The organism is Rhodococcus sp. NyZ502, assembly GCF_041464245.1.
Taxonomy (GTDB): domain Bacteria; phylum Actinomycetota; class Actinomycetes; order Mycobacteriales; family Mycobacteriaceae; genus Rhodococcus_F; species Rhodococcus_F qingshengii.
In genome coordinates this window covers 200,426-212,901 of sequence record NZ_CP167155.1, presented here as the reverse complement: position 1 = coordinate 212,901, position 12,476 = coordinate 200,426, and the positions used below count along the sequence as shown (strand labels likewise).

Here is a 12,476-nt window from a genome sequence, read left to right as displayed (position 1 = left end):
GCGGGTGAATGCCCGCGAAACCGTCCGCACCTGGTTACGGCCGCCGTCTCCCGTCCCGGCCGGCCCGGCCCTCGATCCGGCCGCCAGACGCGGAGTCTGGATCGAGATCACGATCGTCCTGCTGGTCACCTTCGGACTCAGCGGATTGTCCGGGATCCTCTCGCTCGCCGAATCCTTGGCGACGCCGGTTGCGCTCTCGGATCAGACGGTTGCACTCAACCCGTCGCGGGCCGCCATCGACTGGATCGACCTGGCGCGCCAATTGCTGGGCGTCGCAAAGCTTCTCGCGTGGGCAGCGCTGGGACTCTATCTACTGTGGCGTTCGGGGATCGGTCCACGTGCTGCGGGACTGACCCCCAAGCCTCGATTCGGGCGCGACATCGCTCCGGGATTCGGCCTCGCCGCTGTGATCGGTCTCCCCGGTCTGCTGTTCTATCTCGTGGCTCAGGCCCTGAGCATCAACCTCACCGTCCAGGCCAGTGCGCTCGACGATCACTGGTGGCGGGTGCCGATCCTCGTACTGTCCGCGATCGCGAACTCCGGTGCCGAAGAGGTGCTGGTCGTCGCCTACCTGATCACTCGCCTCCGAACGCTGGGTTGGAGCGAGAACAAATCACTGCTCGCGTCGTCACTCCTGCGCGGCAGTTACCACCTCTATCAGGGATTCGGTGGCGGCGTCGGAAACGTGATCATGGGGCTCGTGTTCGGCCGGTACTGGCAGCGCACCGGGAAACTCTGGCCGCTGGTCATCGCCCACGCTCTCATCGACATGGTGGCGTTCATCGGTTACGCCCTCCTGCGCGATCACGTCTCCTGGCTGCCGTGACCGGTACCGTGAACTGGTGACCGGCGACTCCGAATATCCTCAGCGCCCTCCGCGGCGCCAGCCGCCAGGGCCACCTCCGCGGCGCCAGCCGCCCCCGCGTGGACCGATGCCACCCCGTCAGGGCCCACCCCCGCAGCGGCGTCCACCGATGCCGCCGGAAGGGCCGACGGTCATTCGCCGCGACGGACGCCCGCAGCAGCAGAATCCGGCCAATCAGGCCTGGTCACAGGTCCCACCACAAGCGCCGCAGCAGCCCAGGCGTGAGGACTGGGCGCCGACCCAACGCCCGCAACCGTTTCAGGACGACCCGCGCAGGCAAGGGCCGCCGCGTCAGGATCCGCAGCGCCAGGCGAAGTATGCGCCCGCACCGCCGCGCCGAACCCCGCCGAACGCCCCGCCGCGCCCTCCAGAACCTCCGAAGCAGCGCCGCCCCCGCAAGCGTCGTAGCTGGGGTAGACGTATCGGCATCACGTTGTTGGTCTTGCTGCTCGCGCTGGCCGGCGCGATCTACTACGTCGACAGTTCGCTCAATCGAATCGACGCGCTGCCCGACTACGCTGGACGCGTCGCCGATACTCCGGGCACGAACTGGCTGATCGTCGGGTCCGACAGTCGTGAGGGGCTCACCCCCGAGCAGGAGCAAGCCCTTGCGACGGGCGGCGACACCGGCCCCAAGCGCACTGACACGGTCATCCTGGTCCACGTCCCCAAAAGTGGGAAGACGACCATGGTCAGCATCCCCCGCGATTCGTACGTTCCCATCCCCGGATACGGCTCCGACAAGATCAACGCCGCCTTCGCCTTCGGTGGCGCTCCATTGCTGGTGCAGACCGTCGAAGAGGCAACGGGGCTTCGCATCGACCACTACGCCGAGATCGGATTCAGCGGGTTCGCCGGCATCGTCGACGCCGTCGGTGGCGTCAACGTGTGCCTGGCACAGCCGATCGACGATCCGCTGGCCGGGATCAACCTCCCCGCCGGATGCCAGGACTTGAAGGGTTCGGACGCACTCGGGTTCGTGCGAACTCGCGCGACGGCGCTCGCCGACCTCGACCGCATGAACAACCAGCGCCAGTTCATGTCGGCGTTGCTGTCGAAGGCGACGAGTCCGACCACGTTCCTCAATCCGTTCCGGTTGTGGCCACTCGTCTCCGATACCGCCAAATCTCTACAGGTCGACGAAGGCGATCACATCTGGAATCTGGCCTCACTCGCCTGGGCGCTTCGCGGCGGAATGACCACCACGACGGTTCCGGTCGCCGGTTTCGAGGACGTGGACGGGTCGGGCAACGTGTTGTTGTGGGACAAGGCGCGCGCTTCGCAGTTCTTCGACGCCCTGGCCAACGATCAGCAGATTCCACAGGATCTGATCACCACGGGGTAATCGCCCTGAGTTCCGGTAGTACCGCGGGAGGACAAGCCCGGCGAACAAATCGCTTTCCGGCAGGACGCGGAATCGGCGGCCGAAAAATACCGTGAAGGTATGAACACAACACACCGCCGATTCCGCACTCTCGCCGTCGTTGCCGCCGCCGTCGGAGCTGCTGCACTCGTGACGTCCTGCTCCGGAACCTTCGAGAAGTTCGACGACTCCAAGGCGTACAAGAAAACCGAAACCTTCTCTTTTGCACAAGCATCCAACGGAATCGATACACTGCCGAGTTGGGTTCCCGCCGGCGCAACGGGTATCGACGAGGTCATCCGCACCACCGGCAACGAACGCATCCTGCGAATGACTGCGAACATCGCGGAGATAGATCACAACAGCTGCATCGCACGACCCACCGTCGAAACTCGTCCCGCATCGTTGTCCGCACAGTGGTGGCCGACGGGGGTCGAGAAGGGCAGTTCTTTGCAGTGCGGCGATTGGTACGTCGGCGAAAAGGACTCGTTCGTCTACGGGTACCGACCGGAAACTGTCGGCTTCGTCATCGATCAGCTCGACAAGAAGTAGCTCCCTCTCAGCGGCGACGACCCAGTAACCTGTTGGGATGACACAGGCGAAGAACTCGAGCGAATTCACCACTCTGCTGCGTCAGCAGATCCGTAACGAGTTCACTGCATCGCAGCAGTACATCGCGGTAGCGGTGTACTTCGATGCACACGATCTTCCGCAGATGGCCGCGCGCTTCTACAGCCAGGCCACCGAGGAACGCGGTCACGCGATGATGATGATCCAGTACCTGCTCGACAACGACCTCGACGTGGACGTTCCGGGCATCGACGACGTCGTGACGAAGTTCGACAGTGTCCGGGCTCCGGTCGAGTTGGCACTCGAGCAGGAGAAGACGGTCACGGAGCAGATCACGCAGCTGGCACGCACCGCGCGCGATACCGGCGACTACCTGGGCGAGCAGTTCATGCAGTGGTTCCTCAAGGAACAGGTCGAGGAAGTGGCAAGCATGACAACACTTCTCACCATCGTCGACCGCGCCGGCGACAACCTGTTCCACCTCGAAACGTTTGTCGCACGCGAGATGAACACCCCGGCCGCTGCCGACGCAATGGCGCCGACGCCCGCCGGCGGCGGCGTCTGAGGGCCACCGGCCTACCGAGTCTCAGGCCGCTCGGCGGCGTTCAGTGATCTGAGGAAATTGTTGTACGCCTCCAGATCACTGTCGCCGTCGATCTCGGCGCGGCGGTCCAGGTCGGCATTCATCCGTTTGTCGTCGCGGTTCCAGCGCATCGCGAAGATCACGACCACCACCAGCGCGACGGGCTCTCCGTACGACCACGCGAGGGCGCCCGCCAGCTGCTGATCCTGCATCACGTCCACGCCCCACTCCGGAGGCGGATCCACGAACGTGGTCAGCAGCGGCTTTGTCGCCATCATGAGTACGACGCCGATGAACACGTGCAGCGGCATCTCCACGAACAGGTCGAAACACCGGCCGAGGTAGCTCTGTCGCACCGGCAGTGGGCCGGTGGCGAGCACCGGCATGATGAAGAGCAGACCGCTGGCGAGAAAGAAGATCTCGAGAAAGACGTGTCCAGCCGGTAACGCCGAGACGGTGTCGAAGATCGGCGACAGGTAGATCCCGTAGTAGCTGAACAGAATACCGGGATCGTGAACCCGGGGTGCAGCATCCACCGCGCCGGACGGCTGCGCAATGCCGAGAGGGCAAGCGCGAGAATGCCTTTTCCTATTCCTCGGTGCGGCGTCGAACGTAGTAGCAGCAGTCCCGGCGAGCCCAGTACCCAGAGCGGCGGGATCGCCATCGAGAGCGTCAGGTGTTGGAACATCCAGACGCTGAAGAGTTCGTAGCCGTAGCTCTCGACCTTCAGTCCGGTCACCGCGATCAGCAGCAGGCACCCACCGAGGAAACACGCTGTCCGATGCCACGGCCATGGTCGCCCACTCGCGCGAACTCGCTGAGCGCCAGTCCAATACCAGAGTGCAAGAACAACTCCCAGGGCAGGAAGAAGCAGGAGGGATGAGGTATCCCACTCCAGCATCTGCCCGATCGACGGCGGCGGCGTGTCATTCACGAACGCTTCACCGGCGGGTCCTCCTTCGTCTCCATGCGGGTACCGTCGACTCTACACCTAACTACTATGTTGGATAGTATTTAGGAATTCGACGGAAGGTACAGGTGCACAGCAGTGTCCAGAAGCATGAAGATATCCGCCGCCCTGATCGCGGTGTTCGCGGTAGCACTGATCACGTTCATCACCGTCGATCCGATTCGGGCAGACAACGAGAACGCCGATCGGGCAGCACAATCCACCGCCGTCCTCACCGACGACGCGTACCGATTGACCTCGGCCGCCGACGGCAAGGTGAACCTGGTCGAGTTCCTCGACTTCGAATGCGAAGCCTGCCTCGCGCTGTACCCGACGATGGAGCGGATCAGAGCGGAGTACGAGGATCGAATCACGTTCGGCATCAGATACTTTCCGATTCCGAGTCACACCAACAGCACTCTCGCGGCGCAGGTCGTCGAATCCGCATCTCGCCAGGGCAAATTCGTCGAGATGTACAAGCGAATGTACGAGACGCAGTCGCAATGGGGTGAATCCGCCGAATCACAGGAGGCGCTGTTCCGTTCCTACGCACAAGATCTCGGACTTGACATGGCCCGATTCGAATCCGACCTCGGCAGCCGCGGCGTCCGCGAGCGGGTCGAGCGCGACTTCGAAGAAGGCCGACGCCTCGGCGTCCAAGGTACTCCGACGCTGTTCCTCAACGACGTGAAGCTGGACCAGATGCCGAGCTACGAGCAGTTGAAAGCCCAGATCGATTCGGCCTTGGGAGAATGATCAGGTCAGAACAGCGCAGATCCCCGCGGAGACGGCCACCGTCACGGCTGCGGCAACGGCCGTCGTGACAGCGGCCGGCACACAGGCCGCCACCGCGCAGGTCAGTCGCCGAGGCGACGCCACGTCGCCGTCGACCAGGGAACTCAATCGCACCGCGGTCGCGCTGCCGCGATCGCTCAAGCTCCAGTCCGGCTGAGGAAGCGGCGATTTCGACACCACGGCAAGGGCGGAACGCACCGCAGCCGGGCTGGTGACGCGAGCGGCGTGTCTGTCCGCCGACAGTTCGACGATCGCGCCGACGGCAGCGGGTGCCGCCGCGAACAACGGCACTCGCGGAAGAACAGCGGCCAAGACTTCGCACGCACCGACAATTCGGTGATGACCGCCGCTCAGGTGTGCACGCTCGTGCGCGAGGACAGCATCCCGCTCGCCTCCACTGAGAGCGGATGACAAGCCTTGCGTCGCAACAACAAATCCAGGCTTTCCGGCGACGCTGTACGCCATAGGCAGCGGATGATCCAGCCACAACACGTCGGACTCCGAGTTGTCGCGGCGCGCGACGATCGAGAGAACATCACGATGGAAATCTCGGACCCTCGCGTGCTCACGTGCCTGCTTGCGGCCGGCCAGCACGATCCGAACAGCGATCACACCCACCACAGCAACGGCTGTGCCGGTGATCAGTTCACCCACCCATGAACTCGTGCCGTGCGCGAAGGCGCTGAAACACCGAGCGATACCGTCGACCAGCCCCTCGACCGGCGCGTGGCTCGGCCACACCAGAACCAAGACCGCGGAGAGAGCGAGATACAGAGCCGACGCCATGCTGCCGAGCCACGCCGCGAGCAGCACCGCCGGTGACAACGCCGAGGAAACGGCTCGCAACACTCTCGGAACCAGGAATCCCACGAGCATCGCACCGAGAAACATCGGCAACGCCAATGTCATTGCACACCTTCCCCGGAAAGACCCCGGCGCAGGGCCTCGTTCTCGGCATCTGTCATGGTCTTGGCGAAGTGCAACAGCACGGCAGCGGAATCGGAACTGCTGTCCAACAATTCGCGCAGCGCTCTGGATGTGGCCTCTTCACGGCTGCGACTCGGCCGATAGAAGTAGGCGCGACTCTTCTTCTCACGACTCACCCAGCCCTTGTCGAAGAGATGCGTCACGACGGTCAGGATCGTGGTGTACGCAAGTTGTCGACGCTCACCCAGGATCTCGACCAGATCCTTGACCGAGAGCGCGTCGTCGGACTGCCAGAGCACATCCATGACCTCGGCTTCGAGTCCGCCCAGCCCCTGCATTGCTCCTCCATCGCGTCTTGACAGAACTTCAGTCGCCCGTGGTCTTCTCCCCGAACGACACGCCCCGGGAATTCAGGTACACGAGCGGATCGGTCTTCTGTCCGTCAGATTGCCACACCTCGTAGTGCAGGTGTGGTCCTGTCGATTGTCCACGATTGCCCACGGTCGCGATCAACTCACCCGCCCGCACCTTCTGACCCGCAACCACGAGCGCCTCGTTGATGTGTCCGTAGACGCCGACGGTCCCGTCGTCCTGCTGGATGCGGACCCAGAGCCCGAATCCCGCGGCGGGACCGGATTCGAGCACCACACCGTCGGTCGCCGACACGATGGGCGTTCCGATCGCGTTCGCGATGTCGAGACCGTAGTGGGTGGTTCCCCACCGTGGACCGAAGTTGGACGTCATCGTCCCGCTGACGGGGGCCATCACCTGTGGCTTTTCGGCCTCGTACGCCAGCGCCGCTCGCTCGGATTCGAGCTGTCGCGTCTTGCCGAGTTGTTCGGCTATTCCGGCAAGATCCGTCGACCGGACAAGGTCGAGGATCTCCGGCGCCGACACCGCAGATGCATCCTCGACTACAACCGACGGCGGCGACGCGTGCCCGATGGAAGTGCCGGACGCGAGGATTGCACCCGTCGCCACGGAAACCGCGGCCATGCGCCCACCGGGTCTGATCGGCTCGGATTTTCGATGTCTTCCCACTTCTCGGTCCTCGCGTCGATGACAAATGAAGGTCTACGCCGCCACCTTACAACTATGTTGCATAGTTTTTAAAACATGCACTATTGCGCATATATGCATATGTGTCTAGGCTGGCGTCGACGAAAGGACCTTCGATGTCACACGGACACGGGCACGGAATCTCCCCCGCCGAGGCTGCGACCAGCAACAGCGGCAAGCATGTCAACAAACTGTGGATCGCCGCCGGCCTCGGGTTGGTGACCTTCGTGCTGCAGGTGACGGTCGGCCTCTTCACCTCGTCACTGGCCCTGCTCTCGGACTCGGCGCACGTGTTCACAGACATCTTCGGCATCTTCATGGCGCTCGCCGCGATCCTCGTCGCACAGCGTGCCGCCCGGCGCCCCGACCGTACTTTCGGCATGTACCGCACGGAAGTGTTTGCGGCACTGGCCAATGCGATCCTGCTCTTCGCAGTCGCCGGGTGGGTGCTTTACGAGGCCGCCAGCCGCTTCACGGATCCGCCCGAGGTTCCCGGCCTTCCCGTCGCGACAGTCGCCGTCGTCGGTCTGGCGATGAACGTCATCGCCTTCCTCATGCTGCGCAGCGGCGCGAAGGAAAGCATCAACATCCGCGGCGCCTACCTCGAAGTCATGGCGGACATGGTCGGGTCCATCGGCGTCCTGGTCAGCGGCTTGGTCACGCTCGCGTTCGGTTGGCGCTACGCCGACCCCGTCATCGGCGTCGCGATCGGCCTCTTCGTCTTGCCACGTGCCTTCAACCTGGGCCGCCACGCCGTTCGCATCCTCCTCCAGCAGGCTCCCGACCGCATCGACGTCACCTCGATCATCGAGAAGATCAACGCTCTGCCGGGAGTCGTCGACGCGCACGATCTGCACGTCTGGACACTCACCTCGGGGATGGAAGTTGCTTCCGTTCACGTCACCGCGGTCAGTGACGCCGATCCCACAACGGTGCTCGCAGCAACCCGAACCTTGCTTGCCGAGGTATTCGAACTGGGGCACGCCACCGTACAGGTGGAACTACAGGGAAGCGACGGTAAATGCGCGGAACTCGCCTGGTGAAATGGACATTCCTAAATGAAACATTCGAATTCACCGGGCTCGATAACCTCACCGAATTCGAAGAAAAATTAGGTCTTCTTTAGTTTGGGAACGCTTACCACAATAAGGTCATACTGGGATGACAGGGCCTCTGACCTGCACTATCTTGGAATTCATGACTTCTGGGGAGACTCACATGACCAAATTCCACGCACTACTCCGAGACCAGATTCGCAACGAGTTCAACGCTTCGCATCAGTACATCGCGACAGCGGTTTACTTCGACAATGCGGATCTGCCACAGCTGGCAAAGCACTTCTACAAGCAGGCTGTGGAAGAGCGTAACCACGCCATGATGATCGTTCAGTATTTCCTCGATCGCGACATCAATGTCGAACTCACCGGCGTCGACGCCGCGAAGGCCGACTTCAAGGATGCCCGCGAGCCCATCGCTCTCGCGCTGACGCAGGAGAAGACGGTCACCGAGCAAATCGTCCAGCTCGCGAGCACTGCCCGCGAAGAAGGCGACTACCTCGGCGAGCAGTTCATGCAGTGGTTCCTCAAGGAGCAGGTCGAGGAAGTTGCAAGCATGACAACACTTCTCACCATCGCGGACCGCGCAGGCGCCAACCTGTTCGACCTCGAAGACTTCGTGTCCCGCGAGATGAGCACCGTCGGTGACACCACCGGTGCACCGAGCGCAGCCGGCGGAACCATCTAGCCTGCAGCACTCACGGATTTTGCCCTCGAGCCGAACGGTTCGCTTCCTGCCAGCAGGATCGAACTGATCAGCTCGGGGGCATCTGTCATCGGTACGTGCCCAAGGCCGGGCAGAACCATCAACTTTGCCTGCGGGAACGGCTTTTTCACGCGCTGCGCCTGATACACGGGCAGGATGAGATCGCGTCGACCCCACGCAACCGTCACCGGCACAGTGGGATCCACGATGGGCGGCAGCACGAAGTCCATCTCGAGACCGAGATCGACGAGTTCGTTCGACACGAGCGAACGGCAGTCGGCCAACGCCGCTGCATAACCGACATGACTCGGGTGAGCGAAGAACGCGGCGAGCGCCGGATAGCGAATCAGCTTGTACCGCAATGCGCGTGGCAATCCGTCACCCATGAGCTTGGCCGTGCCACGCAGTGCACGGAACGTGTTGATCGCTCGCACCTGATCGAGGTGATTGACAAAGAACCCGGCCGGCGAAAGAGCTGTCGCCGACGCGACATCTCCGCGCGCTGCCAGCGAGAGGGCAATCCAGCCGCCGAGGGAGTTTCCCGCGACGTGGGCACGCTCCCCCGCCGGCGTCACTTCCTTGACGAACTCACTGACATCGTCGATCAGCTGTCCCATGACGTCCGGACCGAGTTCGGGCAGCAGCGACTCTCCGTGACCCGGCAGGTCGACGGTGACGACGCGGCGGTACGGCGTCAGCTGGTCCAAAAGCGAATCCCACGCCTGCCGTCGATGGACGATGCCATGGACGAGCACAAGCGTGGGACCACTACCGGAGATGTCATGCGACAAGGTCATGTCACCAACATTAACCGTAACTTCGCGTAACGCCTATAGTTCGGGCGAAAAAATCAGCGCAGCGTGACCTGACGACCACGAAGTCCGTCGCGCGAGCGAAGCTCGGCCGAGGTCAGCGGAGCATCGACGGCCAGAGCCTCGGCAAGACGCTCACCGAGCTCGACGGTTGCCGCTACCCACTCGTTTGCATGCTTTTCGCGGTCGAGGTCGAAGACGGGAACCAACAGGCCGTGGGTGCGGAACGAGCCTGCGTAGCGCGAGCCCTCACCCAGATGCAGTCCACCGGTCGCGTGCACGCGCGCCAGCGCGAGCATCAGGTCGTCTTCGCTCTCGGGACGAACCCAACGCAGGTGCGCCTTCTCGCCGGCGTCGACCCACCACGCGGCAACGAGGCCGTCGCCTTCGAGGCGTGCAGAGGGCATGATCGCCGAGTTGGCGTGCTGCACGGTGGCGGCAACCTCGGGATCGGTTTCGACGCCCTCGGGGATCCACCAGTTGAAGTTCTGGTGCACGGTGATGTCGAGCAGTGCCGAGGGATCGACGACAGCGGTGACAGCGGGGGTCTCGGAATCGGGGTTCGCGGCAGAAAGCGCGTCGCCGGGGGCCGCGTCCTTGATCCAGTTCACCGAAGCGGCGAGGTCTGCGCCGAGGTCGGCCGAGTGCGCCTGAACCTGGACACCGACAAATCCGGTGGCCGTCTCGCCCTCGTCGCGGACGAGTGCGGCAACAGCGCCGGGGAGGACCGTTGCCAACGTGACGGGACGGTCGGAGCCGATGACCGGCAACGGAGCCGTGGCGGACGGAACGAATTCACGCAGCGCGACCAGATCGCACTCGGCGGCAAGGCCCTCGAACGGGCGGCTGACTACGCCGGCAGCGGCTTCACGCTCTGCTTGGCGTGCCGCCAGCTTCTCTGCGCGTGCGCTGCCCTGCTTCGGTCCACTGTTTCTTTTGCTCTTCTTGGCCACGAGGGCAAAATCTACACGCTGCCCAGCCATTGCTTCGTGCGCCCGGGATGGTTGGTGGCAACCCAACTGACCCCGAGCTCACGACACAGGTCCACATCCGCCTTGTCGTCGACGGTCCAGCAGTACGTCGCGCGACCCGCAGCGGCGGCCCGATCGACCAGATCGGGATGTTCGCGCAGCGCCTTGATCGACGGCCCGATCGCAGTAGCGCCCACAGCCGTCGACGCACCGCCGCCGAGGTACCGCGACGCGTCACCGAGCAGGACCGTCGGCAGCAGCGGTGCCGAACGACGCACTCGCCAGACCGCACTCGCCGAGAAAGACATGACCACTGCCCGCGAGTGATCGGCCGACGGCGGTGACGCGATCCCGAAGCGGTGCAGTTCCGCCAGGAGTTTGGCTTCGACCAATCCGCCGAACCTCACGGGGTGCTTGGTCTCGATGAACAGCTTCACCGGGCGCGCAAAATCCAGAGCGAGGGTGATGAGATCGGAGAGAGTCAGCAGTTCGGCCGGTTCGCTCGTCGACCCGTAGTCCAGAGCGGTCAGCGAATCGAGCGTCATCTCGCTGACGATCCCCGTCCCGCTGGAGGTGCGGTCGACCTTGCGGTCGTGAACGCAGACCAGGTGTCCGTCGCGGGTGAGCCGGACGTCGCATTCGAGCCCGTCCGCACCCTCCTCGAGGGCCAGTTCGTAGGCGGCGAGGGTGTGCTCCGGCCGCGCAGCCGACGCACCTCGGTGCGCAACGACGAGTGGACCTCGACGATCTGGGCTCACAGGGCAGCGGTCTCCTTCTCGTCCAGCACCGTCTTCTCTTCCAGCACCGTCTTCTCTTCCAGCACCGAGCGCGGCACTGGCACCCACCGGGTTTCCGATTCCGGTTCACCGCGCCAGCTCTTGCGCTCGATCCGGCGGATCACGACGAGTGTCAACGCCGCGGTGACGGCAGCGATCAGTGCGATGAAAGCGTTCAGCAGAACCCCGTCGGCCATTGCCTGAATCCCCGGGCGTGATCGCCAGTACGCGTTGACCACCAGCAGCAGAGCGCTGAATCCCCAGAAGCCCCACCAGATCTTGACCAGCAGGGTTCCGCGCGGATCGCGGCGGACCAACTCGAAGAGATAAACGGCCGGCATCACCAGGTTGAGGATCGGCACAGCGCAGCCGACGACAACTTCCGACGCTGTGCGTGGATCGGATTCCCGGGCACCTGCGAAGTGTTCACGACGCCGACGAAGCAGCCAGCACACAGCGGCGATTGCCGCGAAGACCGAGATCAGCAGTCCACCCAACTGAGTGAAGTACACGGCGGCGTCGGAGACCGTGAGCAGCGACTGCGGGATCAGCCTGGTGCGGTTGCGGACCAGGATCGCGTATCTGCCCAGTTCGGCGAACACTGCCAGTCCGTAGAGGATCGTTGCGAGCGTCAGCAACGGCCCGACTCGGTCGGCCATCCGGTCCGCTCGCGAGGGCGGCACCGGTGAGTTGTCGACGACGTCCTGGAGTCCCCACTGCGGGACAGCGTCGTAGCGCGGAGTGGAGAAGCTACGACGCACTGGTGCGTCCCCCACGCCGCGGGGGTCGGACGGGGAGCGCGCGATCCAGCGGAAGCCACGGCGGTTGGGCGGTTGGTAGATCTCGGTGCGGGTGGGGATCAGCAGGACGCCGCTGCAGCGCGGGCACCACTGCGTCGGGCCGCCGACGACAGGCCAGCGTGCGGCGCACCGGGCGCAGACCTGAACGACACTCACAACTTCGATTCTGTCACGCCGTATCGGTAACGGCAGCAAATGGATTCACTCCCGATTTGTGATCGAACCTCCACCGCGTTCACCTGCAT

General features: G+C 63.7%; 14 protein-coding genes and 1 pseudogene. 7 read left to right on the top strand and 8 right to left on the bottom strand.

Going from position 1 to position 12,476, the window contains the following annotated elements; genetic code table 11:
• Positions 1–4: 4 nt before the first annotated feature.
• From ACBG85_RS01050 to ACBG85_RS01035, 4 genes are all read left to right on the top strand, one after another.
• A complete protein-coding gene (locus ACBG85_RS01050; protein ID WP_372025854.1) occupies positions 5–826 on the top strand; it encodes a CPBP family intramembrane glutamic endopeptidase in 822 nt (273 codons plus the stop codon).
• 148 nt (positions 827–974) lie between these two features.
• Positions 975–2,210 carry an LCP family protein gene (locus ACBG85_RS01045; protein ID WP_174519508.1) on the top strand — a complete coding sequence of 412 codons (1,236 nt, stop codon included), beginning with the start codon at positions 975–977 and terminating at the stop codon, positions 2,208–2,210.
• Between the two features lie 99 nt (positions 2,211–2,309).
• Positions 2,310–2,780 carry a hypothetical protein gene (locus tag ACBG85_RS01040; RefSeq protein WP_007736008.1) on the top strand — a complete coding sequence of 157 codons (471 nt, stop codon included), beginning with the start codon at positions 2,310–2,312 and terminating at the stop codon, positions 2,778–2,780.
• A 37-nt stretch (positions 2,781–2,817) separates the two neighbouring features.
• Entirely contained in the window at positions 2,818–3,363 is a 546-nt protein-coding gene (locus ACBG85_RS01035; protein WP_003944176.1) for a ferritin, read from the top strand.
• A gap of 11 nt (positions 3,364–3,374) precedes the next feature.
• On the opposite strand, the pseudogene ACBG85_RS01030 reads toward ACBG85_RS01035, so the two are convergent.
• A pseudogene (locus tag ACBG85_RS01030) lies at positions 3,375–4,282 on the bottom strand (cytochrome c oxidase assembly protein).
• A gap of 159 nt (positions 4,283–4,441) precedes the next feature.
• On the opposite strand from ACBG85_RS01030, the gene ACBG85_RS01025 reads away from it, so the two are divergent.
• Positions 4,442–5,086, top strand: a complete 645-nt coding sequence (locus ACBG85_RS01025; RefSeq protein WP_030535837.1) for a thioredoxin domain-containing protein — start codon at positions 4,442–4,444, stop codon at positions 5,084–5,086.
• Here ACBG85_RS01025 and ACBG85_RS01020 read toward each other — a convergent pair whose 3' ends face one another.
• Genes ACBG85_RS01020 through ACBG85_RS01010 form a run of 3 tightly spaced genes read right to left on the bottom strand, consistent with a single transcriptional unit; the run spans position 5,087 to position 7,048 of the window.
• Positions 5,087–6,034 (bottom strand): M56 family metallopeptidase, encoded by a 948-nt coding sequence (locus ACBG85_RS01020; protein WP_007736002.1) that lies wholly within the window; start codon positions 6,032–6,034, stop codon positions 5,087–5,089.
• Positions 6,031–6,390: a BlaI/MecI/CopY family transcriptional regulator gene (locus ACBG85_RS01015; protein ID WP_063315268.1), complete on the bottom strand. Its 360-nt coding sequence runs from the start codon at positions 6,388–6,390 to the stop codon at positions 6,031–6,033. The genes ACBG85_RS01020 and ACBG85_RS01015 overlap by 4 nt, the downstream gene beginning before the upstream one ends.
• A gap of 28 nt (positions 6,391–6,418) precedes the next feature.
• Positions 6,419–7,048: a M23 family metallopeptidase gene (locus tag ACBG85_RS01010; RefSeq protein ID WP_064113814.1), complete on the bottom strand. Its 630-nt coding sequence runs from the start codon at positions 7,046–7,048 to the stop codon at positions 6,419–6,421.
• Between the two features lie 179 nt (positions 7,049–7,227).
• Here ACBG85_RS01010 and ACBG85_RS01005 point away from each other — a divergent pair, with 179 nt between their 5' ends.
• Together ACBG85_RS01005 and ACBG85_RS01000 are read left to right on the top strand one after the other, a co-directional pair.
• Positions 7,228–8,154 (top strand): cation diffusion facilitator family transporter, encoded by a 927-nt coding sequence (locus ACBG85_RS01005; RefSeq protein WP_007735998.1) that lies wholly within the window; start codon positions 7,228–7,230, stop codon positions 8,152–8,154.
• 154 nt (positions 8,155–8,308) lie between these two features.
• Positions 8,309–8,854 (top strand): ferritin, encoded by a 546-nt coding sequence (locus tag ACBG85_RS01000; protein ID WP_030535839.1) that lies wholly within the window; start codon positions 8,309–8,311, stop codon positions 8,852–8,854.
• On the opposite strand, the gene ACBG85_RS00995 is transcribed toward ACBG85_RS01000, so the two are convergent.
• From ACBG85_RS00995 to ACBG85_RS00980, 4 genes are read right to left on the bottom strand one after another with little or no spacing between them, the layout of a single operon-like run.
• A complete protein-coding gene (locus tag ACBG85_RS00995) occupies positions 8,851–9,669 on the bottom strand; it encodes an alpha/beta fold hydrolase (RefSeq protein ID WP_003944129.1) in 819 nt (272 codons plus the stop codon). The two genes, ACBG85_RS01000 and ACBG85_RS00995, sit on opposite strands and share 4 nt — an antisense overlap.
• Positions 9,670–9,722: 53 nt before the next feature.
• A complete protein-coding gene (locus ACBG85_RS00990) occupies positions 9,723–10,637 on the bottom strand; it encodes a DUF5926 family protein (protein WP_003944127.1) in 915 nt (304 codons plus the stop codon).
• Positions 10,638–10,648: 11 nt separating this feature from the next.
• Entirely contained in the window at positions 10,649–11,413 is a 765-nt protein-coding gene (locus ACBG85_RS00985; protein WP_042920594.1) for a glycerophosphodiester phosphodiesterase, read from the bottom strand.
• Positions 11,410–12,387 (bottom strand): DUF4328 domain-containing protein, encoded by a 978-nt coding sequence (locus ACBG85_RS00980; protein WP_192712854.1) that lies wholly within the window; start codon positions 12,385–12,387, stop codon positions 11,410–11,412. The genes ACBG85_RS00985 and ACBG85_RS00980 overlap by 4 nt, the downstream gene beginning before the upstream one ends.
• Positions 12,388–12,476: the final 89 nt, after the last annotated feature.